The following is a 23585-nucleotide window of genomic DNA, read 5'->3' as shown; positions in this document are numbered from 1 at the left end:
GCGTGGACAACCAGTCTAGGCGACGGTTTTAGGCGACCGTGCCCAGCACCTCGCCCCGCGCCACGGCAGTGCCGGGCACCTGCGCGCCCCGCCGGAACGTCCCGGACTCTTCCACGGAAACCACCGTTTCCATCTTCATCGCCTCCAGGACCGCAACGGGCTGGCCGGCGCCAAGCTCCGCCCCGTCATCGGCGAGCCACTTGACCAGGTTTCCGCCCATGGGGGCCGTGACGTGGCCGTTGGGTGCGGTTGTATCGGCGGCAGTCGATGGTTCCACGGCCGCGCCGCCACCGTGCACCAGCGCGTTGAAGATGGACGCGGGGAGGCCAAGCTGGACCGCCTTGCCATCGATCTCCACGGTCAGCGTCTCCCGCCGTGCCACGGGACCGGCCACAAAGCTGTCCAGGGCGGACTCCAGCCGGCCCGCAAAAGCCGACTCAATCCAGGTGGTGTACACGCCCAGCCGGTCCTCCGCGGTGAAATCCGGATCGCGCACCACGGCGCGGTGGAAGGGGACCACGGTGGGCACACCTTCGATCCGCAACTCGTCCAGGGCGGCGCGGGCACGGCGCAGCGCCTGTGCCCGGTCCGCCCCGTGGACGATCAGTTTGGCCATCAGGGAGTCGTATTCCGACGGCACCACGGAGCCCGACCGCACCCCGGAATCCACCCGGATGCCCGCGCCGGTGGGGGCTTCGAAGACGTCCACGGGGCCGGGGGAGGGCAGGAAGCCGCGGCCCGCGTCCTCGGCGTTCAGCCGGAACTCGATGGCGTGGCCAACCGGCTCCGGATCGGACGTGACGGAGACCGGGAGCCCGGCCGCGATGCGGAACTGTTCCCGCACCAGGTCCATCCCGGACGTTTCCTCGGTGACCGGGTGCTCCACCTGGAGGCGGGTGTTGACCTCCAGGAAGGAGATCACGCCGTCCGGCGCCACCAGGTACTCGACCGTGCCGGCGCCGGTGTAGCCGGCCTCGCGGCAGATGGCCCGGGCTGATTCGTGGATGCGGCTGCGCTGGTCGTCGGTGAGGAACGGCGCGGGGGCTTCCTCCACCAGCTTCTGGTTGCGGCGCTGCAGGGAGCAGTCGCGGGTGCCCACCACCACCACGTTGCCGTGGGTGTCCGCCAGTACCTGGGCCTCGACATGGCGTGGTTTGTCCAGGAACCGTTCCACGAAGCACTCGCCCCGGCCAAAGGCAACGGTGGCTTCCCGGACGGCGGAGTCGAAGGCGTCGTCGATGTCTTCGAGCCGGTACGCGATCTTCAGGCCGCGGCCGCCGCCGCCGAAGGCCGCTTTGATGGCCACTGGAACGCCGTACTGCTCCGCGAATGCGCGCACCTCGGCGGCGTCGGCCACCGGGCCGTCGGAGCCGGGCACCAGCGGAGCGCCGGCGCGCACGGCGATCTCGCGGGCGGTGACCTTGTTGCCCAGGCTGCGGATCGCTTCCGGTGAGGGGCCCACCCAGGTGAGTCCGGCGTCGAGCACTGCCTGGGCAAAGTCTGCGTTTTCGGACAGGAATCCGTAGCCGGGGTGGACGGCGTCTGCGCCGGCGCGGGCCGCGACTGCCAGGAGTTTTCCGATGTTGAGGTAGGTGTCCGAACTGGCCGAGCCTTCCAGTGGGTACGCCTCGTCACTGAGGCGCACGTGCAGGGCGTCGGCGTCGGGATCGGAATAGACGGCAACGGATGCCAGCCCCGCGTCAGTGCAGGCACGGGCGATCCGGACAGCGATTTCGCCGCGGTTGGCGATCAGGACTTTCTTCATGGTGGCTTCTTTCACAGGCTTGGGGTGGAGGTCAGGGGCCGCAGGGTTTCCGGGTCCACGGCGACGAACCGGAGCGGGGTGCCGGGCGGGAGCTGTGCTGCCGCCGGCAGGTCTTCGGGGATGACGGCGCCAATCACGGGGTAGCCGCCCGTCACGGGGTGGTCGGCAAGGAACAGGACGGGAAGGCCCGACGGCGGCACCTGCAGTGAGCCGGCCACCACGCCTTCGCTGGGGAGTTCCTCAGTCCGTGCCCGTTCCAGGGCGGCGCCGCTTCCGGTGGTGCCCAGCCGCACACCGATGCGGTTGGACTCCGCAGTCACGGTCCACGTCTGGCCGGTGAGGGCAGAGCGGGACTCCCCCGTGAACCAGTCCTGGCGGGGGCCCGGGGTGATGCGCAGGATCACGGGCTGGTCGGTGGTTCCGGCGGCCACGCCGGACGGCAGGGTGGATGGTTCCGGGGCGCCCACGATCCGTCCCCGGTCCGCCGCGCCGACCGGAAGCACGGTGCCGGCAACCAGCGGTGCCGGGCCAATGCCGGACATCAGGTCTGTTGAGCGGCTGCCCAGGACGGCTGGAACGTCGATCCCGCCCCGGACGGCCAGGTAGGTGCGCAGGCCGGCAGACGGCTGGTCCAGGCTCAGGGTCTCGCCGTCGTGCAGTGCGAAGGGTCCGTACATGGGGGCCTGCCGGGATCCGTGCGGCCCGGTGATGGTGGCCGAGGCCGGCGCCCCGCTGAGGGCCGCGGTCAGTTCGCCGCTGGCCCGGACCGCCAGGCCGCCGAGGACGTTCTCCACCACGGCGTCGCCGGGCGGGTTTCCTGCCAACCGGTTGGCCTGCCGGGCGCTGGCGGTGTCCGCGGCGCCCGCGGCGGAGACGCCGAGGTCGCGGTACCCCGCCCTGCCCAGGTCCTGGATCAGGGACTGAAGGCCGGGGTTTATGACTTCAAGGGCGGGGCCGGCACCTGCCGGCTGGGCCTGCGGTGCGTCCTTAGTCCCGCCGCGGATCTCCACCAGTTCCCGCACGGCCACGTACTGGACCCGCTGGCCGGGGCGCACCAGCGCCGGCTGGTCGCGGTCCAGGTCCCACATCCGCGCGGCGGTGCGGCCGATCAGCTGCCAGCCGCCCGGTGAACTGCGGGGGTAGACGGCGGAGAAGTTTCCGGCCATGGCCACCGAGCCTGCGGGCACAGCCGTGCGCGGCGTGGCCCTCCGGGGAACGTTGAGGGCTTCGTTTTCGCCCACGAGGTAGGCGAAGCCCGGGGCGAAGCCGCCGAAGGCCGCTGTCCACAGCTGTCCGGTGTGGGCGGCCACCACGCCGTCGGCGCTGAGGCCGGTATGGGCCGCCACTTCGGCGAGGTCCTCGCCGTCGTAGACCACCTCGATCCGCACAGGGTCCGCGTCGGCGGCCGGTCCGTGGGACGCGCCGGGATCCGCGAAGGTGATGCCGTCCCGCGCCGCCAGAGCATTGGCACGGGAGTCGAAGACCGCCATGACGGTCCGTGCCGCGGCCAGGACGTCCACCTGGCCTGCCGGCGGGTCCTGCAGCAGTTGGGCGTGCAGGGCCAGTACCTCGGGCAGGGAATCGAGCTCGATGAGCAGGGCGCGCGGGCCGGCCCAGCGGATGGCGGGGGAGCTCACACGAAACTCCTGATGCCCACGCCGGCGGCCTCGAGTTCACGGCGGACGGCGGCGGACATGGCTACCGCACCTTCGGTGTCGCCGTGAAGGCAGATGCTCTCTGCGCTGGTCCTGATCACCGAGCCGTCATGGGCCGTGATGGTTCCCTCGGTGGCCAGGCGGACCATGTTGGCGGCCACGATGTCCTGGTCGTGCAGGACAGCGCCCTTCTCGCGGCGCGATACCAGGGTGCCGTCGGGGTTGTAGGCGCGGTCCGCGAAGGCTTCGGCGACGCCCCGCAGGCCGGCGGCCTCCGCCGCCGTAAGGGCGGCGGAGCCCGGGAGCAGGAGCAGGGGCAGGTCCCCGCCGAATGCCTTCACCGCGTCCACCACCGCCTGGGCGTGGGCCCAGTGCGTGACGATGGTGTTGTACAGCGCGCCGTGCGGCTTCACGTACCTGATGCGCCCGCCCGCGGAGCGGGCAAGCGCATCCAGGGCGCCCAGCTGGTACAGGACATCATCGGCCAGCTCCGTGGGGGAGCAGTCCAGGAAGCGCCTGCCGAAGCCGGCCAGGTCCCGGTAGCCCACGTGGGCGCCGATGGTGACCCCGGCGGCCACGGCGTCGCGGCACGTCTGCGCAATGGTGGTGGGGTCTCCGGCGTGGAAGCCGCAGGCCACATTGGCGCTGGAGACCGAGCGGAAGATCGCGGCGTCATCGCCCATCGTCCAGTTCCCGAAGGATTCCCCTACGTCGCTGTTGAGGTCAATGAAGGCCATAGTGATTCCCGTCTCCTTTAAGTGGTTACTTCAGGATGCACGAGAATCTTGGATTGTTCAACAATTTAGGGCTTTTAGTTCACGAAATTGTTGAACACATCAGTCAGTACGCCTTGACGCGCTGCTCCACCACCAGGTGGACCAGGGCGAAAGTGCCCTCCTCGTCGATGGCGGCGAGAGCGGCGTCCAGGGCTGCCGGGATGCCGCAGTCTGCGGTGACGGTGACGCCGAAACCACCAAAAGCCCTGGCCATCAGCCCGAAGTCCGGGTTCTTCAGCTGGGTGCCGGAAATCCGTTCCGGGTAGTGCCGTTCCTGGTGGCTGCGGATGGTGCCGTACTCCTGGTTGTCCATGACGATCACCAGGGGCGTGGCGCCGTACTGGGCGGCGGTAGCCAGCTCCTGTCCGTTCATGAGGAACTCGCCGTCCCCGGCAATGGTGACCACCCGCCGTCGTGGTTCTGCCAGCGAGGCGGCAACTGCGGACGGGATGGAATATCCCATGGACCCGTTGCGGGCGCTGAGCATGGAGGCGTAGCGGCGGGTGGGGAAGTACCGGTGCGCCCAGTTCGTGTGTTCGCCGGCCCCGAACGTCACCACGGCATCCTCCGGCAGCCGGGGGACGAGGTTGGCCATCAGGGTGTCCATCCGGGCCTTTCCTGACGCGGGGGCAGCCGGCGGGAGCGCGGCGAAGCGTTCCTGCTCGGCACGCATCCTGCCCGTCCACGCCTTCCACTCTTCCTTTACCGGCAGGGTGATTCCTTCGAGGCCGCGGACGAACGCTTCCGGCTTGGCCAGGATCTGGCGGGATACCGGGCCCGAGCGTCCCCGCAGCGAGGGGTCCACCGTGACCAGGAAGTTTTCCTTGTCCCAGTCCTGCCGGCAGACGAAACCGTCCGTGATGACGTCGCCCGGGACGGTCCCGACGAAGACCAGCAGGTCGGTCTCTTCCAGCAGGTCGTAGGTGGGGCGGGGCCGGCCGTACCCGATGGGCCCCACGTAGGAGGGCGAGTCGAAGGAAACCGTCCCCTGGGTGCGCCACTCGGCGGCGGCCGGGATGCGGTGCCGTTCCAGCCACGCCGTGAGCCGGTCCGCGGCATCCTGGGTCCAGTCGTTGCCGCCGGTGACGAACAGCGGCTTGCTGGATGCGGCGAGGGCGGCCGCCAGTGCCTCGGCGTCGGCGCTGCCCATGCCCCCGGCGGCAACCGGGATCGGCGGGTGCAGCCGGGCCGGGACCTGCTGCTGGATGACGTCCTCCGGCAGGCCCACCACCACGGGTCCGGGCCGCCCGCTCATTGCGGCGAACATGGCCTCTGCCACGATCTCCGACGCGCGTTCCGGGTGGTCCAGCACCATGACACGCTTGGCCCCCGTGTCGAACCAGGACTTGATGTCGAACTCCTGGAACGCCTCGCGGTCCCGGTGGGCGAAGGGGATGAGGCCCACGAAGAGCAGCAGCGGGGTGGAGTCCTGCCACGCGGTGTGCAGCCCCACGTGGGCGTTCGCGGCACCGGGACCGCGGGTCACCATGGCCACGCCGGGGCGCTGGTTCATCTTGCCGTCGGCCTCGGCCATGTACGCGGCTCCGCCTTCGTGGCGGCAGACGATGGTCTCGATGGCGGAATTGTGCAGGCCATCGAGCACGTCCAGGAAGCTTTCGCCGGGAACCACATAGGTGCGCTCCACTCCGTGCGCCGCCAGGGAATCGACGATGACATGTCCGGCGGACTTCAGGGCGGGCTGCGCGGTTTCGGCCTGGCTTGGCCGGCTGTCACGGGAAAGGCGTTCGACGCCGGCCGGCGGCTGCGCGGCGGCAAGTGGCGGGTTGGTGGTCAGGGCGGAGTGCGGCTCTGGTGTCATGTTCTTTCTCTGGTAAGTGGGGGCGGGAAATCTAGAAGACGGACCAGCCGGTGCGGTCGGAGAGATCCGCGAGGGCTGCGGTCCCGGCAAGCGAGTTGCCCTTGGCGTCCAGGCGCGGGCTCCAGACGCAGATGGCGCACTGGCCGGGGACGATGGCCAGGATGCCCCCGCCCACGCCGCTTTTGCCGGGAAGCCCCACGCGGAAGGCGAATTCGCCCGCAGCGTCGTACATGCCGCAGGTCAGCATGATGGAGCCCACGCGCTTCGCTTCATTCCGGGAGAGGACTGTTCCGCCGGAGCCCTGGCCGTCCTGGGCCAGGAAGAGCCCGGCCCGGGCCAGCTGGACGCAGCTCATCATGATCGAACATTGGCGGACGTAGTTTTCCACCACGGCGCCGGCTGGCTGGGTCAAGTTGCCAAAGTCCTTCAGGAAGTGCGCCAGGGCGAGGTTGCGGCTGCTGTTGGCCAGTTCGCCGGCCGCGGCCGCCTCGCCAATGAAGGGTGCGTGTCCGCCCGGCTCCTCCTCTTGGCCCCCCGCCTGTTCGGTGAGGAACCGAAGCAGCTGCGTGGCGGCGTCGGGCGCTTCTTCCATCAGGTGGTCGGTGACCACCAGTGCGCCGGCGTTGATGAAGGGATTGCGCGGGATGCCGTGCTCGGCCTCGAGCTGGACCAGTGAATTGAAGGACGTGCCCGAAGGCTCGCGCAGGACGCGGGACCAGAGCCGGGCCCGGCTGCCCTGCAGTGCCATGGCCAGGGTGAACACCTTGGAAATGCTCTGGATGGAGAAAGGCACGTGCGCATCGCCGGAGCTGAAGACGTCACCGGAGGTAGTGGCGATGGCGATGCCGAAGCGGTCGAAGGGAACGTCTGCCAGGAAGGGGATGTTGCGTGGGACGGTGCCCGTTTCCCGGCGGGGTCGGTGGTCCCGGACGATGTCCTTGATGAGGGCGTCCAGGGGCGCGGTGTCCAGTGTTGTTGTCATTTCCTGCCTGCTGGGTGGTTGGCGGTGGCCCATTCCTGGATGTGGAGCAGTGCCACCAGGGAATCGCGCGGGTTGCCGAAGTCGAGTCCGGTCACCCGGGCGGCCTTGCCCACCCGGTAGTAGACCGTGTTTTTATGCAGCTTCAGCCGCCGGGCGCACTCGGCCACGTCAAAGGAGGCATCGAAATAGGCGCGCAGGGTTTCGGCGAGTTCGCCGTCCTCCTGCAGCAGCGCGGCCAGGCTGCGGTGGCGGAATGGGGAGGCGGTGAAGTACCGGACCGCCTCGCGGTAGGGGATTTCCGCTTCGAAATCGTCCACGCCGGCCACGCGTGCCCCGGAACTTCCCATGCAGGCGAGCAGGGCTTCGGTGATGCGGGTGGCCGTGTGAAGGGACAGCAGGTCCGGAACCATGGGGCCCACCGCAGCGACGGCGGTGATGCCAAGGTGCTTCCGGGCATCCCGCACGATGGCTTCGGCCAGGGACCGCAGCCCCTGTTCAGCGGTGCTGGAGTGCAGGTCCGGCACGATGACGGCGGTGTCGCCGTTGAACTGGCCGACGACGGCGGAGGGCTTGTACGCGGCGGCGTGGATGGAGGCGAGGTTGGCAAGTTCGCCGTGCTTGAGTGCCGCGTCGTCGGCCCGGGAGTCGTCGTCCGACATGCCAAGCAGGATCAGTGCCGCCGGGCGTTCTGCCGGTATCTTCCCGCTGTGGGCGCTGGCGGCGGCTTCCGCGGGACCGGACAGGAGCCGGACGATCCGGTCCTCCCGCATGTGGACGGACTGCTGGTTGCGGTAGCGGATCAGTTCGGCCGAAGCCCGTGCGGCGGAGCCCGTGAGGACGTATTCCACGTCGTCGCCGAAACCCTCGCCGGTCTCCTGGAGCCAGATGTAGCCCATGATGCGCTCGCCGGCGAACAGGGCGATGGCCACCCGTTCGCGCAGCCCGTCCTGGGGCCGGGCCGGCACCCGGACGGGTTTGCGGGTGCGGTGGAGTTCCCGGTACGCGCCGAGGTCCTTGAGCAGCAGTTCGTATTTCCGTGGGCCGCGGCGGGCCAGGATGGAGGCCTTGCGCAGTTCGTCGATGTCGTTGGTGACGGTGGAATAGGCGAGGACTTTGTTGGCCGCGTCCTCGATCACCACGTGGCTGGACGTCAGCCTGGCCGTGGTCTGCGCGATGGCGAACAGGTCCTCTTCCAGCAGGGTCAGGACTTCGCTTTGGTAGCTGCGCGGCTGGATGCGGTCCTTGGCGATGGAGAGCAGGCGGTCCCAGTCGGCGCCGGGGTCCACGAGCAGCAGGCCGGCGCTGGCGGAGAGCAGGAGTTCCTCCACTTCGGCAAGATCCCCGCGGCTGCCTTTGACGGCAACGACGGGCGGCGGGTCCTTGAGGAGCCGCCGCAGTGCCGGCAGGGCGGACCGTCCCCGGACACCGATCAGCAGGACAAAGGCGCCGCGGGCGTCGACTGCCTCGTCGTCGGCGTCGACGATGAGGAAGCGTTCGATGGGGGGCGCGGACGGGCCGGGCCGCAGGATGAGGCTGGCGAAACCGAGGGGGAGGTCCGAGAGGATGTCATCCACCGTAACCACGGACATAGGGGTTCCTTTTGCGTCGATCCCGCCGGACGGCTCTGTCCGGTCACCTCATGGTATCCAGCGCAAAGTCCCCGAAATATGGATCGGCGTCCAACCTTTAGAGAGGTTTTTTGGTCCCCGGCCTGAGGCGGGCCAGGATCCCACTGATCCAGATCCTGGCCCGCCTTCACGCTAGATCCACGCAGGTGCCGTAGGCACCAGGTCCAGCGGCCCGCCGTCGTGCGTTGCCGCCACGCCTTCCGTCCCCCGGCCGGTGGCCCACTGGGTGACGGCTGCCAGGGAACCGGACACCATAGTGGGCGACGCAGCCGCGGTGTCCCCGAGCTCCATGTCGGTGCCGTCCACAGTGATGAGGAGCCCGGCGTCCGTGCCGCGGGCGTGCCAGGCGCCGGTGATGTCTTTGAGCAGCCGGGCCAGGACGGGTGCGGGGATGTCGTTGAAGGTGGCCCCGTTGTCCAGGTCCACGGCGTGGACCCATACCTCGCGGGTGCGCATCCACACGGTTTCCTCGGCCGGGACGGTCCTGCCCTGGACTGTTTTGACCTTGTGGTGCCAGTTGTCGGCGGGCAGGTCGCGCCACTCGACGTTCAGGTGCACGGCCGAATGGTCGAACAGGTTCCGCAGCGCGATGGGACTCAGGGTGGCGCCGAATTCGATCTCGTGGTTGCGGACTTCGACCGAGGGGTACATCGGTGTTTCCACCCCCGTGGCCGCCCACTCGACCAGCCGGGAGACGGCGCGGGCGTTGTAGCCCACGTGGGCTACAACGTGGCGGCGGGTCCAGCCCGGCAGCAGCGAGTCCCCGTCCAGGTCCGCGTCGGTCAGCTCGTTGAGCTTGCGGGCGAAGAACGCGGTGCCGCGCCGGGCCTGCAGCAGCCCCTCGAGCAGGACGGGGTCGGTGGTCTGGTCGTGCCGGGCAACCATCAGGCTTCCTTGACCACGCGGTTGGCCAGCTGGCCCAGGCCCTCGATGGTGGTGACCAGGACCTGGCCCTCCTGGAGGTAGCGTTTGGGGTCCTGGGCGTGGCCCACGCCGCCGGGGGTGCCGGTGGCGATCACGTCGCCGGGGTTCAGCGTGATGATGGTGGAGATGTAGGAGACCAGGTATTCAGGGGTGAACACCAGGTCCGAGGTGGGGGTGGACTGCTGGATGTCGCCGTCCACGGCGGAGGTCATCAGCGGGCCGGGGGTGAATTCGTCCTTGGTGACCAGGGCGGGGCCGAACGGGGTGGATTTCTCCCAGGTCTTGCCCTGCAGCCACTGGATGGTGCGGAACTGGTAGTCGCGCATGGAGATGTCGTTGAGGACCGAGTAGCCGGCGATGTGGTCCGCGGCTTCGGTTTCGGGGATCCGGCGGCCGGTTTTGCCGATGACGACGGCGAGTTCGGCTTCCCAGTCCACGGTGTCCGATTCCTGCGGCAGGGCCAGGTCGTCGTTGGGCCCGATCAGGGACTCGGCGTACTTGGCGAACAGGGTGGGGTGCGCCGGGACCTCGCGGCCCATCTCCTTGATGTGGTTGCGGTAGTTGTGGCCCACGCAGATGATCTTGCCCGGGGAGGGCACGACGGCGGCAAGGTCGGCTCCGTCGAGCGGGTGGGTTGCGCCGTTGGCCGCCTTCGCGGTGGTTTCCCAGGAGGGGTCCTGCAGCAGGGCTCCGACGTCGGCGAACCCCGGGATCTCGGTGAGGGTGCCGCCGTCCTGGCGGACCGCCGTCGTGCTGCCGTCTTCCAGGCGGAGGGTGAGGAGTTTCATTACTTGGTGCGTCCTTCGATGTAGGTGCGGTTGAAGTTCAGGCGCTCAAAGATGGGGGCGTCGCTGAAACGGAAAAGGTCGAATTCACTCTCGGCCTGCAGCGACCACGATGCCCAGGAGGGCACAACGAACAGGTCGCCCTTGGCCAGGACCCTGGTGTCGCCGTTCAGGGTCACGGTGCCGGTTCCCTCGAAGACCTGCCAGACGCTGGAGCCGACCTCGCGGACCGTCTCGGTCCGGGCGTCCGCGCGCAGCCGGTGGAACTCGGCGCGGATGGTGGGCATGACGTCCCCGCCGGTGGTGGGGTTGGTGTACCGGATCGCGGCGTGGCCCTGGGACACGGTGGCGGGGTGGCCCTCGTCCTCGAGGAGTAGCTGCTCCCGCAGGGCGGCGTCGGTGTATTTCCACCGGTAGGCCGCGATGGGGGAGTTGGTGGTGTCATCGAGCCCGGAGAGCGGGCGAAGGCCGGGGTGGGCCCAGAGCCGCTCGGAGCGGGAGATGTCCGGGGTGGCCTCGTCGGTGACGCGTTCGGTGCCGAACTCGAAGAACCCGGCGTCGGCGTAGTGCACGAACGGAATGTCCAGGCCGTCGATCCAGGCCATCGGCTGATCGGTGTCGTTGTGGTGGCCGTGGAAGTTCCAGCCCGGGGTGAGCAGGAAGTCGCCGCGGGACATCCGGACCGGGTCACCGTTCACCACGGTCCACACGCCCTCACCCTCGACGACGAAACGGAAGGCATTCTGGGAGTGCCGGTGCTCCGGGGCTGTTTCCCGGCCGCCCAGGTACTGGATGGCAGCCCAGAGGGTGGGGGTGGCATACGGGGTGCCGCCCAGGCCCGGGTTGGCGAGCGCGATCGCGCGGCGTTCCCCGCCGCGGCCCACCGGCACCAGGTCACCGGCGCGTGCGGCCAGCGGATACAGGTCATCCCACCGCCACACGTGCGGGACAGCCTTCGGTGACGGGACCATCGGCATCAGGTCAGCGATCTCCGTCCACAACGGGATCAGGTTTTCCTGGGCAAAGTCCCGGTACAGCTGCTCAAGCTGGGCAGCCTCCTCCGGGGTGGGCTCGGGAACATGGTGTTCCTGCGCCACGGATTCGTGCGTTTGGTTTTCAGCGCTGATCGACACTGGCCTTCTCCTTGCGTGCGGACTGACTGCGACGTGCATCCGACACTAAGGAGGTTGGGGTGTGATCCCCAGCATATTCTGTAGAGCAGAAATCTCCGGAGGTTCACTCCGGGCTTGCTGTCCCGTCGCGGTCCACGGGATTGGCGGCGATGTCGATCTCCAGCTGCCGCCGGGTTTCCATCATCACGCCCACCAGGCCGGCGTTGAACAGCTTGCGGAACCTTGCCACGGGAGTGGCCACGCTCAGCGCCCCCACCACCATGCCCTTGCCGTTGTGCAGCGCCATCCCGAACGCGCTGATGCCCTCCTCGGTGCCTTCGAAGTTGGCGGCGAATCCGTTGGCGCGCACCGATTCGAGCTCTCGCAGGAACGCCGGGTACTCAGCGTCCGGGATGTAGTCGCCTGCCAGCTCCGCGTTCGGGCTGCGGAACAGCTGCTCCAGCACGGCAGGGTCGAGCTCGGCCAGGATGGCCTTGCCGCCGGATGCCTTGTGGGCTGGCAGCAGCGTGCCCTGCCGGTCGCCCACCCGCAGGATGTTCGTGCTTTCCACGGTGTCCAGGAACCGGACCTTGGTGCCCACCCGGATCATCAGGTTGACGGTCTCGTTGGTCCGGGCGCACAGCAGTTCCATGTGCGGGCGTGCCAGGTCCCGCAGCTGCCTGGTCCAGCTGAAGCCCGCCGGGCCCGCGCCCATCGCGGGGCCCGGCACGTATCGGCGCGTCTCGTCCTGTACGGCGAAGCCGCGGTACACCAGCATGGCCAGCAGCCGGTGGGCAGTGGAGGGAGCCACGCCGAGTTCCTCCGCGGCGTCCTTGAGCCGCAGGCTGCCGACGTCCCGCAGGAGCTGGAGGAGCTGCAGGGCGTTGTCCACGGCCTCAATGGAGTAGGTGGGCTTCCGGCGGGCGGGAAGATTCTGCATGCCAGAATCTTATGGGCGCGGCGGGCAGCGTGCCAGCACAGTGGTGGCATGAATCACACAACTTCCGCTGCAGCGCCGCAGCGTGCGGCCGCCCCCACAGCGGGCGCGGGCCGTTCCGGGTTTCCCCGGCATTCCGTGCTTGCCGTCCTGGTGTGCTGGCTGCTGGTCGTTTTCGACGGCTATGACCTGATTGTCTACGGCACAGTCCAGGCTTCGCTCATCAGCGATACCGGCTGGGGCCTGACCAAGGCCACGGCCGGAACCATCGGGTCGATGGCGTTCGTCGGCATGATGATCGGGGCGGTCTTCGCGGGCAGGATGTCCGATACCTGGGGCCGCCGCCGCACCATCGTCGGCTGCGCCGTCGTCTTCTCTGTCTTCACCATCCTGTGCGCTTTCGCCCCCAACGCACCGGTCTTCGGCGTCCTGAGGCTGCTGGCCGGCATCGGCCTGGGCGGGCTGGTGCCGTCCGCCAATGCCCTCGTGGCCGAACTGGTGCCGGAAAAATGGCGGTCCACCATCGCCACGCTCATGATGTCCGGCGTTCCCATCGGCGGTTCCATCGCAGCGCTGGTTGGCATCCCGCTCATTCCGGCGTTCGGCTGGCCCGTGATGTTCCTGGTGGCCGTATTGGCCCTGGTGGTGGTGGTCCCGCTGGGCCTTCGCTACCTTCCCGAAACCCTGCCATCCGGGCAGCCCGGTTCCGGAACCAGGGAACCCGTAGGTTTTGGCTCCCTGCTCCGGGCTCCGTTCGCAGGCGCCAGCGTCCTGTTCGCCATCGCCACCCTGGTGACCCTCTTCGCCTGGTACGGGTTGGGAACCTGGCTGCCCAACCTCATGCAGTTGGCCGGCTACAACCTGGGCTCCGCCCTGACCTTTGCCCTTGCACTCAACCTTGGCGCCGTGGCCGGCTCGGTGCTGACCGCGTGGGCGGGCACCAGGTTCGGCCCGATCCCGACGGCGATCGCGGCAGCGGCGGTGGCTGCCACCGCCCTGGTGGTCCTGGTGAGCGGCCCGCCCGTCGCCGTCGTCTACCTCATGCTGGTGCTCGCCGGCGTGGGGACGCACGGGACGCAGTGCCTGATCATCGCCGCCGTCGCCAGCCACTACCCGGCCCACCTTCGCGGCACCGCACTCGGCTGGGCGCTGGGCGTGGGCCGGATCGGCGCCGTGGCCGCACCGCAGGCGGGGGGACTCCTCCTCGCTGCGGGCCTGGGCGTCAATTCCAACTTCCTGGCATTTGCCGGAGCAGCCGCCGCAGCAGCAGTCCTGCTCGCAGCCATCGGCACCAAAATCAAGAAATCGACAGCAGTAGGAGTTTCCAATGTCTAACGTCAAAGAGTCCACCGATGTCCTCGTGGTGGGCGGCGGCATGGCCGGGCTGGCCGGAGCGCTGGCACTGCGCGAAAACGGCGCGGACGTCACACTGGTCGAGGTCGCGCCTGCGTTCGGTGAGGTGGGTGCCGGCCTGCAGATGGCACCCAACGCCTCCCGCGTCCTCAAGCGCTGGGGCCTGCTGGAGAAGGCACTCGAAATCGGCGTCCAGCCCAAGCACCTGGTGTTCCGCGACGCGGTCACCGGGGAGGAACTGACCCGCCAGACCCTCGGCGGCGAGTTCGAGGAGCGCTACGGTGCCCCGTACGTCGTGATCCACCGCAGCGACCTGCACCGGATCCTGCTTGAGGCCTGCCAGGCGGCCGGGGTCACCCTGGTGAACGACGTCCTGGTCCAGAAGGTGGAAACCGAGGGGGAGAAGGCCCGGGCCTACACCGCCAAGGGCGAGGTGTTCGAGGCCGACGCCGTCCTGGCCGCCGACGGGCTGAAGTCCACGCTGCGTGCCGGGGTCGCCAACGACGGTCCCGTCTCCTCGGCCTACGTGGCCTACCGCGGAACCGTGCCGATCACGCCGGAGACGCCGGCCGCCGACCTCGAGGACGTCATCGTCTACCTCGGACCGAACTGCCACCTGGTGCAGTACCCGCTGCGCAAGGGCGAGCTGCTGAACACCGTGGCTGTCTTCAAGTCCGCGTCCTTCGAACGCGGTGAAGAGCAGTACGGCGGCGTTGACGAGCTGGAGGCCGCTTACGCCGGCTGCGTCCCGGCCGTGCAGGAAGCCCTGAAGAACCTTGCCACCGGCATCCGCTGGCCCATGTACGACCGCGATCCCATCGAAAACTGGGTTGCGGGCCGGATGGCGCTGATCGGCGACGCCGCCCACCCGATGCTGCAGTACCTGGCCCAGGGCGCGTGCCAGGCGCTGGAGGACGCCGCCGTGCTCCAGGACGCCACCCGCAGCCGCGTCTTCACGCCCGAAGGCATCGACGCCGGCGCCTGGGAAGCCGCCTTCCGGGAGTTCAACGAGACCCGTGCCGCCCGCACTGCCCGGGTCCAGCGCACCGCCCGGATCTGGGGCGAGTCCTGGCACGTGGACGGCGTGGCACGCGTCCTGCGGAACATGCTGTTCAAGGGCCGCGGCGACAACAACTTCCAGTACAACGACTGGCTGTACGGCCGCGAGGAGCCCGGCGTTCCCGCCGAGGTTCCGGCCGGCGCCAAGCTCGTGGAAGCCTAAGTACCGCTTTAAGGGGCGGGCGTACGACGGCGGGTGGCTCCCGCCGTCGTGCACCCGCCTTTTGCATGTGCTTTGGGCCCATGGAATAGAAAACATAACTTGAATGTTCAATCAACATGGACTTCGGGATCTTCACGTTCGGTGAGCTGTCGCGCAACCATGTAACCGGCACGGCTCTGTCGCCACGGCAACGGCTGGCAGACATTATCGAACTGGCCAAGCTGGCTGACCAGGCAGGCATCAGCTTCCTCGGCCTTGGCGAGCACCACCGCCATGACTTCGCACTGTCCGCGCCTGAGATCGTGCTGGCCGCCATTGCCCGCGAAACCAACAACCTGCGGCTAAGCACGGCCGTCACCGTGCTCTCCACCCAGGATCCCGTGCGGCTCTTCGAACAGTTCGCCACGTTGGACCTGGTGTCCGGTGGCCGTGCCGAAATCATTGCCGGCCGCGGCGCGTTCATCGAGTCCTATCCGCTGTTCGGTTACGACACAGCGGATTACGACGCACTGTTCGACGAGAAGCTAAGGATGCTGCTGGAGCTGCGGGACAACGCCAGCCTCACCTGGCAGGGCACCCTGACCCAGAGCATCCACGGTATGGACATCGCCCCGCAGCCGCTGCAGGAAAAACTGCCGGTCTGGGTGGGCGTGGGCGGTACCCCTTCAAGTTTTGCCCGCGCCGGCCGGCTGGGCCTGCCCCTGTTCGTGGCGCTGCTGTCCGGCCCGGAGCGGTTCCGGCGCCTCGTGGACCTGTACCGGCACACAGCTGCGGAGGCGGGCCACGACGTTGCGGCACTGCCGGTGGGTGCCGGCGGCCACTTCTATGTGGCCCCCACCTCCCAGCAGGCCCGCAATACCTTTTACCCCTACTACCGGGCGTACTTCGAGCAGAACATGCCCCGCCCGGTGGACCACTTTCCCCGGTCCACGTTCGACGAATGGTCCGAGCCGGGCGGCGGGTTGCTGGTGGGGAGCCCGCAGCAGGTGGTTGAGAAGATCCTGGCCATCCATGAGGCCCTGGGCACCAGCCGCTACATGGCGCAGATCGGACTTGGCGGGCTGCCGTTCGCCGAGACAGCCCGTTCCATCGAGCTACTTGCCACCGAGATCATGCCGGCTGTGAACCGCGAAATCCAAGACCGGGAACCGTCCGCCGCCCTGCCTGTTCCATTTCATGAGCATCACTGACCCTGAGGACAAACCTATGCACGCTCCGTTCGCCGAACCCACCGTCGCCTGGCACACCCCTGACGCGCCCGACAGCCCGCTTGTCGTGCTGCTGCACGGCCGCGGTTCCGATGAGACAGGGATCATCGGACTGGCGGACCATCTTCCTGCCGGTCCGTCCTACGCCGCTGTGCGGGCGCCGATCCCCGCAGGGGGCGGCTATGCCTGGTTCGCAAACCGCGGGACGGGGCGGCCCGTGGCCGAGTCTTTGGACCAAACGATGGCTTGGTTCCGGGAGTGGCTTGACCCGATCGCCCCGGAGGGGCGGCCCGTGATCCTTGTCGGCTTCAGCGGAGGCGCGGCGTTCGCGGGCGGGTTGCTGCTGGCTGATCCGCAGCGTTTTGCGGGCACCGCCATACTCTCGTTTTGCGGGCACCGCCATACTCTATGGGACGATGCCGTTCGAGGCAGGCGTTCCGACGTCACCGGACCGGCTTGCCGGCGCCCCGGTGTTCGTTGCCCATGGCGAAGCTGACACTGTCATCCCGTCAGATCTCCTGGGCCGGACTTGGGAGTACCTGCTGGGGGACTCCGGAGCGCGCACCCACGCCCGCAGGGACCCCGGCGGCCATGCCCTCACCGGGAAAACTGTCGCCGAACTGGGAACGTGGATCACCGAACGGGCCTAGCTCCCGCTGCCCCTGTCAGTCTTCGTCGCAGAGTAGGTGGCACCAGCTGTCGACCAGCACCTACAACTCCCTGCTGCCGCCGGACGCCTTCCACCTCCCCGTGGGGGCCGGTAACCCACAAGATCTCCCGTGACGCGCACCATTCGTCCAGGCTGGTGCTTCCCTTTACCGTGCGCTGGTCAGGAGGGTGCCGGGCCGGTGGACTCCCGGATGGTCAGGTGGGTGGGCATGACCGCCAGTTGCCTGCTGGCGTTTCCGGACAGCGGGTTGAGCTGGGCCAGCAGCATGGACACCGCCACCCTGCCTGCCTGTTCTATAGGGCTGGAGATGGTGGTCAGCGGGGGATTGCAGAAATCGGCACCGAAAATGTCGTCCGATCCGATGATGCTCATGTCCTCGGGGACCCTGATGCCACGGGCTTTCAGGCGCTGGAGCATGCCGATGGCCAGCAGGTCGTTGAAGACAATGCAGCCTGTGGCGCCGGTCCGGACCGCGGCGTCCGCGGCGGCGGCTCCCGAGGTCGTCTTGGGGGCGTAGGGGCCGATCCGGTGGACCTCCATGCCGCGCTTGGTGGCATCCTCTTCGAAGACTTTCCACCGCATCTGGTTGGACCACGACGTGGGCGGGCCGGCGACGTAGCAGACCTTGTGGTGACCCAGCGAGGCCAGATGCTCCAGGGCCTGGATGATCGCGGACGGTGTATCGATCATGACCGTGGGGGCGCTGGTGGACGCCCGGTTGAACGTCACCAGGGGCTGAGACTGTGAAACCTCCGCCAACTGTGCGTCCGTCAGGCGGGAGGCGGCCAGGATGAAGCCGTCGGCGGATTTGCGCATCTTGTGCAGCGCGTCCAGCTCCATCTCGCTGGACTCCTCGGTATCCACGAGGAGCTGGGTGACGCCTGCGGCTTTGAGCTGGTGCTGGGTGCCGCGGATGATGTCGAAGTAGAACGGGTTGGTGATATCGGGAACCAGCACGGCCACGGCATTGGTCCGTCCCGAGCTCAGTCCCCGCGCCTGGGAACTCGGCACATAGTTCAGTTCCGCTGCGGCCTCTTCGATGCGGGCCCTGGTGCGGGCGTTCACCCGGTCCGGGCGCGAGAGCGCCCGCGACACCGTGGACGTCGCCACTCCTGCCAGTTCCGCGACGTCCCGGATGGTTGGGTGGCGCTCCCGCTGGGCGCCCGCGCCACTCCCGGCCGCGGTTGACGCCGTGGTTGCTGGGTCTGCCATCGCTGCGGACCTTTCCTCGCGGACCGGCAGGGCCGGCCGAATGGGGTGTCCGGGGCTGCCCGCCACGGATACCTGATGCATCAATATGAGCATTTATGGCAACTTTTGGCAACCGCTTGCCACGCGCTTGCCAGCTTCCTAGACTGGCATTCGAGTCGCCTGCAGTGATTTCCGCCACAGGACGGATGTGGCCATGTGGGTGTCCTAGAGGAGAAAAACAATGAGGTTTAAATCGACCACTGGGCTTGCGGCGATCGTCACGGCTGCAGCGCTCGCCTTGACCGGTTGTGGATCCGGAGGCTCCGGAACCGGCGGTGGAGGTTCAACCAACGCCGACGGGAAAGTGGACGGCACAGGCAAGACGCTCAACGTCCTTGTCGGCGTCCTGAGCCAGTATCCGGAGCAGCAGAAGCAGTGGCAGAGCGACATCGCCGCGAAGTTCAAGGCCGAAACCGGCGCCGACGTGAAGTTCGAAACCTTCGCTTCGGCCAACGATGAGCTCACCCGCATCCAGACCTCCGTGGTCTCGGGCCAGGGCCCGGACATCTACGGACTTGGCACCACGTTCACCCCCACGGCCTATGCCACCAAGGCTTTCGTCACCCTCTCTGATGATGACTGGAAGAAGGTGGGCGGCAAGGACCGGTTCAACCAGGCAGCCCTTGGCATTTCAGGACCGGATAAGGACCACCTGGCCGGCATCCCGTTCGTCAGCCGCCCGTTTGTGATGGCCTACAACAAGGACCTGCTGGCTGCGGCGGGCATCGACAAGCCCGCCACGAGCTGGGATGAGCTGGCAGCCCAGGCCAAGAAGATGACCAACGGCGACACCTACGGCATCGCCACCGGCTACAAGGACAACTACGACCCCTGGAAGTTTATCTGGGCCATGTCGGTGCAGGCCGGCAACCCGCTGGTCGACGGCGACAAGCTGCAGCTGGACGACCCCGCGGTCAAGAAGGCATACCAGACGTACTTCGGCTGGCTGACCGAGGACAAGGTGGTTGACCCCGCAGCCGTGGGTTGGAGCAGCAGCAACGCCCTGGCGGCCTTCGCCAGCGGCAAGGCCGGCTATCTCATGATGACGACCTCCAGTTCCATTCCGACGCTGGAGAAGTCCGAAGTCGCGGGCAAGTACGAATACGCCTTGATGCCGACCATCGCGCCGGGTGAAACCCAGTCCAAGTCCGATGGCGAGGCTGCCAGCATCCTCTCGGGCGACAACCTGGTGGTGGCTGACTACTCCAAGCAGAAGGACCTGGCCTTCGCCTACATCAAGCTGATCACGTCCAAGGAAGAACAGCTGAACTACCAGAAGACCTTCGGCGACCTGCCGGCGAATGCCGAGGCGCTTGCCAGCCTGACCGATCCGAAGCTCAAGCCGCTGGCCAAGGCCGCGGCCAGCTCGAAGGCCACGCCGTTCACCGGCGCCTGGGGCGACATCCAGCTCGCACTCCTCAATGTCACCGTACAGTCCATCCCGGACCTGGCCGCGGGCAAGGTGGACGAGGCCGCCCTCGAATCAAGGATCAAGGACGCCCAGGACAAGGGCCAGGCTTCCCTGGACCGGGCCCCCAAAGGATAAGTTCCGATGTCAACCGACGCCTCCCATGAAGTCCGGCCTGCGGCGGATACCGCCGCAGGCCGGGCGCCCCGCCATAGCGATGACACCGGGCAGCCGCCCGGCCACAAGGACGGGCTGCGCCGCAAGGGCCTGAGTGAACGGAACCGCCCCCTCTGGATGCTGATCCCAGGCGGAGCCCTGATGATCATCATCATCGTGCTTCCGCTGCTGCTGGGCATTTACATGTCCGCCTTGAACCTGGACCAGTACACCCTGCGGAAGTGGATCAGCGCACCGTTTATCGGGGTGGAAAACTTCGTTGAAGCGGTCACGGCTTCGCCGCTGCTGCACGCCGTCTGGCTCAGTGTCAGCTACTCGCTGCTGGCCATGGTGGTAACGCTGCCCCTGGGCATCGCCGCGGCCGTTGCCACCCAGAACGCGTTCAAGGGCCGGGCAGTGATCCGCTCGATCTTCCTCATCCCGTATGTCCTCCCGTCCTTTGTGGTGGCAACGGTCTGGCGGACCATGCTCCAGCCGGGCGGAATTGTCGATGAAGCACTTGCTACGGTGGGGATCCACGTGGGGCTGTGGCTCAACGGGCCCCAGACCTTCTGGACGCTGGTCCTGGTCCAGATCTGGGCCTCCTGGCCGTTCATCTACCTCCTGGCCCTCTCCGGCCTGCAGTCCGTTGACCACGAAGTGCACGAAGCCTCGGCGCTGGACGGGGCGCTGTGGTGGAACAAGCTGCGGTACGTGATCTTCCCCTACCTGAAGGGCCCCCTGGCGCTTGCCTTCCTGATCGGCATGCTGCACCACATCAACAACTTCACGCTGCCGTTCGTGCTGTTCGGCGTCCCGGCCCCGGCCGACGTCGAAGTCCTGCCCATCCTGACCTATGTCACGAGCTTCCAGAGCTTCCGCTTCGGGCTGAGCGCGGCGATGGCCTTCATCTCACTGGTGCTCATCGCCATCCCGCTGTTCGTCTACCTCCGCGCCGTGAAGCTTGACGACGCCGAAACACCAGGAGTGAAGAAATGAGCACCACGACAGCCACCCGGCACAGTGTGGCCACGGCTGACATTCCGCGTCCGGGTTCGCGCCGCCAGCATGAGGTGCTGCGGCTTCTTCCGACCCCCTTGCTGGTCTTCATCCTGGTGTTCCTGGGCGTCATGGTCCTGACTCCGGTGCTGTACATCTTCCTGGCCTCCGTGAACTCGGACATCGGGGTGGCCAACGGCGAGTTCTGGCCGTCCTCGGTCACGTTCGAGAACTACTCGAAGATCTGGACCAGCGTGGGCCTGGCCACCGGCCTCACCAACAGCGTCCTGGTGGCCGGGGCAACGGCTGTTGTTTCCGCGGCACTGTCCGTTTCCACCGCCTTCGTTTTGGTCCGCTACACCTTCCGGGGCAGGCTGACCATCCTGCGGGGCCTGCTGGCACTGCAGTCCGTTCCGGGCACCCTGATGGTGCTGCCCGTGTTCGTCCTGTTCTCCTCGGCCGCGACGTACCTCGGCATCCAGGTCATCGGAACCCAGTGGGGCCTGTTCGTCACCTACCTGACCTTCGCCATGCCGTTCTCCACCTGGGTGATGGTCACCTACCTCCGCGGGCTTCCCAAGGAACTTGAAGAGGCGGCAAGGATCGACGGCGCGTCCAACGTCGGGGTGCTTTTCCGCATCATCCTGCCGCTGAGCTGGCCCGGCATCGTCGTCTCCGGCATCTTCGCGTTCCTGCTCGGCTGGAACGACGTGCTGTTCGCCTCGGTGATGACGCGCCCCGAAAGCCAGACCGCCGCCGTCGCGCTCCAAATCTTCGGCGCTTCGCAGGAAGGCGGCGCGATCCCGTACTACGGCCAGATGATGGCGGCGGCGCTGGTGTGCGCCGCTCCCGTGGTCATTCTTTACCTGATTTTCCAGCGTTACCTAGTAGGCGGGCTAACCGCCGGAGGAGTTAAATAACCATGGTTTCGACCACCCAGGTCACCTGGCAGCTGTCAGGCTTCGGCGACGAGATCGACGACGACCCCGCAGTCCAGATCGCCGTGCTGCAGGCCCTCGGCGCCAACCACATCGAAGTCCGCAGCGCCTGGGGCACCAATATCGTGGACCTCAACGACGAACAGCTCCAGGCCCTCGCGTCCCTCCTGGCGGAGAAAGGCATGAAGGTCTCGGCCATCGCTTCCCCTATCGGGAAGGTGGATGTCAGCCTCCCCGTGGAGCACGAGGTGGAGCGGCTGCGCCGGGCGGTCAATGCCGCCAAGGTGCTGGGCGCCAAGTACATCCGGATCTTCTCCTTCTATTACGGGGAATCAGTGCAGGTGGAAAGCATCCGGGACGACGTCATGGAACGCATGCGGGCCCTGGCCGATGTTGCCGAGGAAGCCGGCGTGATCCTGCTGCATGAGAACGAGAAGGACATCTTCGGGGACACCCCCGACCGCGTCCTGGACATCATTGAGACCGTCAACTCGCCCGCCTTGAAGGTGGCCTGGGATGCCGCGAACTTCGTCCAGGTGGGCGTGAAGCCCTTCGACGAAGGCTACGCGAAACTCCGCCCGCACCTGGAGTACCTCCAGGTCAAGGACGCCCTCTTTTCCAATGGCCACGTGAAGCCCGCCGGTGAAGGCGACGGAGACGTGCTCAAGACCGTGGAGGCCCTCAAGAACGACGGCTACCAAGGATTCGCTTCCCTTGAACCGCACCTCGCCGGAGCCCACGGGCTGGGCGGATTCTCCGGCCCCACCGCCTTCGGCATCGCAGCACGCGCCTTCGCAAAAGTCACCGCAGAAGCAGGAGTCCAGACCGCATGAGCACCCTTAACGTAGCCATCACCGGATGCGGAACCATCGGCCGTACGCACGCCGTTGCCCTGCGGGAGTTCCCGGACGTCCGCATCGTGGCCCTGGTGGATGCCATTCCCGAGGCGGCCGAAGCGCTCGCCGACTTCATCGAGAAGCAGGGCGGCGAACGGCCAGCCCTTTACACCACCCAGGCGGAGGCCTTCGCTGCCGAGGACATCCACCTCGTGGCCCTGGCCACCCCCAGCGGCCTGCACATCCAGCAGAGCCTGGAGGTCCTCGCCGCCGGCAAGCACGTGGTGATCGAAAAGCCCCTCGACGTCGACCTCAGCCGCGCGCAGGAAATCGAAGCCGCCGCCAAGGAGGCAGCCAGCAAGGGCATTGTCGCCTCGGTCATCAGCCAGCACCGGTTCGACCAGGCCAGCATCGCCGTCTCCACGGCCATCGCCAACGGCCGCTTCGGCAAACTGACCTCGGCCATCGCCTCCGTTGCCTGGTGGCGCAGCCAGGGGTACTACGACTCCGGTGACTGGCGCGGCACCTGGGCCATGGACGGTGGCGGCGCGCTAATGAACCAGGGCGTCCACACCGTGGACCTCCTCCTGTGGTTCATGGGCCGGCCCGTGGAAATCTTTGCGCACACGGCGCGGCTCGCCCACGAACGGATCGAGGTGGAGGACACGGCCGTAGCCACCATCACCTTCGAAAACGGCGGCCTGGCGGTCCTGCACGCCACCACCGCGGCCTACCCGGGCCTGACCGTACGCGTTCAGCTGATGGGATCCGAAGGTTCGGCGGTGGTGGACAACGACCGCCTGCAGTACTTCCACAGCAGCGACGCCGGCGGCGCGTCCGCGGACATGGGCCTCCAGGGCGGGGGCAACCAGGCGGAACAGGAACTGGCCAAGTACCCGGAGGAGGACTACAAGGCGGCCGACCCCACGGTCTACCCCGCGGGCCACGTCCGGCAGTACCGGGACATCCTGGCAGCCGTCGCCGGCGGAACACAGTCCGGCGTCACCGTCAGCGACGCCGTCAACGCCCTCGCCGCTGTGCGGTCCGTTTACGTCTCAGCCACCCTCGGCCAGCCCGTCCTCTTCGAGGATGTCCTGGCCGGCAAGTACAACGACCTCGAAGTCCGCACCGGCAGCACCGCGGCAGAAAGCGCCTGAGGCC

At 67.7% G+C, this 23585-nt stretch carries 20 protein-coding genes; 9 read left to right on the top strand and 11 right to left on the bottom strand.

Translation table 11 applies throughout. The features are described from left to right. Window positions 1-28: 28 nt before the first annotated feature. From AC2JAJ_RS04425 to AC2JAJ_RS04380, 10 genes are all read right to left on the bottom strand, one after another. Complete coding sequence (locus tag AC2JAJ_RS04425; RefSeq protein ID WP_486414139.1) at window positions 29-1765, bottom strand: acetyl/propionyl/methylcrotonyl-CoA carboxylase subunit alpha; 1737 nt, start codon at window positions 1763-1765, stop codon at window positions 29-31. Between the two features lie 11 nt (window positions 1766-1776). Beyond that, on the bottom strand, window positions 1777-3402 hold the full coding sequence (locus tag AC2JAJ_RS04420) for a 5-oxoprolinase subunit B/C family protein (protein WP_486414140.1): 1626 nt from the start codon (window positions 3400-3402) through the stop codon (window positions 1777-1779). Further along, window positions 3399-4157, bottom strand: a complete 759-nt coding sequence (locus AC2JAJ_RS04415; protein ID WP_486414141.1) for a LamB/YcsF family protein — start codon at window positions 4155-4157, stop codon at window positions 3399-3401. Before AC2JAJ_RS04415 ends, AC2JAJ_RS04420 begins: the two co-directional genes overlap by 4 nt. A gap of 103 nt (window positions 4158-4260) precedes the next feature. Continuing rightward, window positions 4261-6015, bottom strand: coding sequence for a thiamine pyrophosphate-dependent enzyme (locus AC2JAJ_RS04410; protein ID WP_486414142.1), 1755 nt, complete (start codon window positions 6013-6015; stop codon window positions 4261-4263). A 31-nt stretch (window positions 6016-6046) separates the two neighbouring features. Then, window positions 6047-6997 (bottom strand): glutaminase, encoded by a 951-nt coding sequence (locus tag AC2JAJ_RS04405; RefSeq protein WP_501053382.1) that lies wholly within the window; start codon window positions 6995-6997, stop codon window positions 6047-6049. Beyond that, window positions 6994-8586: a helix-turn-helix domain-containing protein gene (locus AC2JAJ_RS04400; protein ID WP_501053381.1), complete on the bottom strand. Its 1593-nt coding sequence runs from the start codon at window positions 8584-8586 to the stop codon at window positions 6994-6996. The genes AC2JAJ_RS04405 and AC2JAJ_RS04400 overlap by 4 nt, the downstream gene beginning before the upstream one ends. A gap of 171 nt (window positions 8587-8757) precedes the next feature. Further along, window positions 8758-9510: a maleylpyruvate isomerase family mycothiol-dependent enzyme gene (locus AC2JAJ_RS04395; RefSeq protein ID WP_486414145.1), complete on the bottom strand. Its 753-nt coding sequence runs from the start codon at window positions 9508-9510 to the stop codon at window positions 8758-8760. Further along, window positions 9510-10337: a fumarylacetoacetate hydrolase family protein gene (locus AC2JAJ_RS04390; RefSeq protein WP_486414146.1), complete on the bottom strand. Its 828-nt coding sequence runs from the start codon at window positions 10335-10337 to the stop codon at window positions 9510-9512. The genes AC2JAJ_RS04395 and AC2JAJ_RS04390 overlap by 1 nt, the downstream gene beginning before the upstream one ends. Next, a complete protein-coding gene (locus AC2JAJ_RS04385; RefSeq protein WP_486414147.1) occupies window positions 10337-11467 on the bottom strand; it encodes a cupin domain-containing protein in 1131 nt (376 codons plus the stop codon). Before AC2JAJ_RS04385 ends, AC2JAJ_RS04390 begins: the two co-directional genes overlap by 1 nt. 103 nt (window positions 11468-11570) lie before the next feature. Beyond that, the gene (locus tag AC2JAJ_RS04380; protein ID WP_501053380.1) at window positions 11571-12386 is read right to left on the bottom strand and encodes an IclR family transcriptional regulator domain-containing protein; all 816 of its coding nucleotides are present in this window, start codon (window positions 12384-12386) and stop codon (window positions 11571-11573) included. Between the two features lie 48 nt (window positions 12387-12434). On the opposite strand from AC2JAJ_RS04380, the gene AC2JAJ_RS04375 reads away from it, so the two are divergent. From AC2JAJ_RS04375 to AC2JAJ_RS04360, 4 genes are all read left to right on the top strand, one after another. After that, window positions 12435-13718, top strand: coding sequence for an MFS transporter (locus tag AC2JAJ_RS04375; protein ID WP_486414148.1), 1284 nt, complete (start codon window positions 12435-12437; stop codon window positions 13716-13718). Then, window positions 13711-14958 (top strand): FAD-dependent oxidoreductase, encoded by a 1248-nt coding sequence (locus AC2JAJ_RS04370; protein WP_486414149.1) that lies wholly within the window; start codon window positions 13711-13713, stop codon window positions 14956-14958. Before AC2JAJ_RS04375 ends, AC2JAJ_RS04370 begins: the two co-directional genes overlap by 8 nt. A 116-nt stretch (window positions 14959-15074) precedes the next feature. Next, the gene (locus AC2JAJ_RS04365; RefSeq protein ID WP_486414150.1) at window positions 15075-16148 is read left to right on the top strand and encodes an LLM class flavin-dependent oxidoreductase; all 1074 of its coding nucleotides are present in this window, start codon (window positions 15075-15077) and stop codon (window positions 16146-16148) included. 434 nt (window positions 16149-16582) lie between these two features. Further along, complete coding sequence (locus AC2JAJ_RS04360) at window positions 16583-16816, top strand: alpha/beta hydrolase (protein ID WP_486414151.1); 234 nt, start codon at window positions 16583-16585, stop codon at window positions 16814-16816. 179 nt (window positions 16817-16995) lie between these two features. On the opposite strand, the gene AC2JAJ_RS04355 is transcribed toward AC2JAJ_RS04360, so the two are convergent. After that, entirely contained in the window at window positions 16996-18048 is a 1053-nt protein-coding gene (locus AC2JAJ_RS04355) for a LacI family DNA-binding transcriptional regulator (RefSeq protein WP_486414152.1), read from the bottom strand. Window positions 18049-18268: 220 nt separating this feature from the next. Here AC2JAJ_RS04355 and AC2JAJ_RS04350 point away from each other — a divergent pair, with 220 nt between their 5' ends. From AC2JAJ_RS04350 to AC2JAJ_RS04330, 5 genes are read left to right on the top strand one after another with little or no spacing between them, the layout of a single operon-like run. Then, window positions 18269-19633: an ABC transporter substrate-binding protein gene (locus AC2JAJ_RS04350; protein ID WP_486414153.1), complete on the top strand. Its 1365-nt coding sequence runs from the start codon at window positions 18269-18271 to the stop codon at window positions 19631-19633. Window positions 19634-19639: 6 nt separating this feature from the next. Next, the gene (locus AC2JAJ_RS04345) at window positions 19640-20650 is read left to right on the top strand and encodes a carbohydrate ABC transporter permease (RefSeq protein WP_486414154.1); all 1011 of its coding nucleotides are present in this window, start codon (window positions 19640-19642) and stop codon (window positions 20648-20650) included. Then, window positions 20647-21570, top strand: a complete 924-nt coding sequence (locus AC2JAJ_RS04340; RefSeq protein WP_486414155.1) for a carbohydrate ABC transporter permease — start codon at window positions 20647-20649, stop codon at window positions 21568-21570. Before AC2JAJ_RS04345 ends, AC2JAJ_RS04340 begins: the two co-directional genes overlap by 4 nt. Before the next feature lie 2 nt (window positions 21571-21572). Further along, window positions 21573-22421 carry a sugar phosphate isomerase/epimerase family protein gene (locus AC2JAJ_RS04335; protein WP_486414156.1) on the top strand — a complete coding sequence of 283 codons (849 nt, stop codon included), beginning with the start codon at window positions 21573-21575 and terminating at the stop codon, window positions 22419-22421. Then, on the top strand, window positions 22418-23581 hold the full coding sequence (locus AC2JAJ_RS04330) for a Gfo/Idh/MocA family protein (protein WP_486414157.1): 1164 nt from the start codon (window positions 22418-22420) through the stop codon (window positions 23579-23581). The genes AC2JAJ_RS04335 and AC2JAJ_RS04330 overlap by 4 nt, the downstream gene beginning before the upstream one ends. The last annotated feature ends 4 nt before the right edge of the window (window positions 23582-23585 follow it).

This window comes from Arthrobacter sp. MOO21, assembly GCF_057369995.2.
This window is presented reverse-complemented; position numbering and strand designations above follow the sequence as displayed.

Excerpts from the sequence above, each read along its gene's own strand:
- AC2JAJ_RS04400 (WP_501053381.1), bottom strand. The coding sequence starts at position 8,586 with ATGTCCGTGGTTACGGTGGATGACATCCTCTCGGACCTCCCCCTCGGT.
- AC2JAJ_RS04375 (WP_486414148.1), top strand. The coding sequence starts at position 12,435 with ATGAATCACACAACTTCCGCTGCAGCGCCGCAGCGTGCGGCCGCCCCC.
- AC2JAJ_RS04410 (WP_486414142.1), bottom strand. The coding sequence starts at position 6,015 with ATGACACCAGAGCCGCACTCCGCCCTGACCACCAACCCGCCACTTGCC.
- AC2JAJ_RS04350 (WP_486414153.1), top strand. The coding sequence starts at position 18,269 with ATGAGGTTTAAATCGACCACTGGGCTTGCGGCGATCGTCACGGCTGCA.
- AC2JAJ_RS04380 (WP_501053380.1), bottom strand. The coding sequence starts at position 12,386 with ATGCAGAATCTTCCCGCCCGCCGGAAGCCCACCTACTCCATTGAGGCC.
- AC2JAJ_RS04390 (WP_486414146.1), bottom strand. The coding sequence starts at position 10,337 with ATGAAACTCCTCACCCTCCGCCTGGAAGACGGCAGCACGACGGCGGTC.
- AC2JAJ_RS04395 (WP_486414145.1), bottom strand. The coding sequence starts at position 9,510 with ATGGTTGCCCGGCACGACCAGACCACCGACCCCGTCCTGCTCGAGGGG.
- AC2JAJ_RS04355 (WP_486414152.1), bottom strand. The coding sequence starts at position 18,048 with ATGGCAGACCCAGCAACCACGGCGTCAACCGCGGCCGGGAGTGGCGCG.
- AC2JAJ_RS04340 (WP_486414155.1), top strand. The coding sequence starts at position 20,647 with ATGAGCACCACGACAGCCACCCGGCACAGTGTGGCCACGGCTGACATT.
- AC2JAJ_RS04425 (WP_486414139.1), bottom strand. The coding sequence starts at position 1,765 with ATGAAGAAAGTCCTGATCGCCAACCGCGGCGAAATCGCTGTCCGGATC.
- AC2JAJ_RS04370 (WP_486414149.1), top strand. The coding sequence starts at position 13,711 with ATGTCTAACGTCAAAGAGTCCACCGATGTCCTCGTGGTGGGCGGCGGC.
- AC2JAJ_RS04360 (WP_486414151.1), top strand. The coding sequence starts at position 16,583 with ATGCCGTTCGAGGCAGGCGTTCCGACGTCACCGGACCGGCTTGCCGGC.
- AC2JAJ_RS04365 (WP_486414150.1), top strand. The coding sequence starts at position 15,075 with ATGGACTTCGGGATCTTCACGTTCGGTGAGCTGTCGCGCAACCATGTA.
- AC2JAJ_RS04330 (WP_486414157.1), top strand. The coding sequence starts at position 22,418 with ATGAGCACCCTTAACGTAGCCATCACCGGATGCGGAACCATCGGCCGT.
- AC2JAJ_RS04345 (WP_486414154.1), top strand. The coding sequence starts at position 19,640 with ATGTCAACCGACGCCTCCCATGAAGTCCGGCCTGCGGCGGATACCGCC.
- AC2JAJ_RS04405 (WP_501053382.1), bottom strand. The coding sequence starts at position 6,997 with ATGACAACAACACTGGACACCGCGCCCCTGGACGCCCTCATCAAGGAC.
- AC2JAJ_RS04415 (WP_486414141.1), bottom strand. The coding sequence starts at position 4,157 with ATGGCCTTCATTGACCTCAACAGCGACGTAGGGGAATCCTTCGGGAAC.
- AC2JAJ_RS04335 (WP_486414156.1), top strand. The coding sequence starts at position 21,573 with ATGGTTTCGACCACCCAGGTCACCTGGCAGCTGTCAGGCTTCGGCGAC.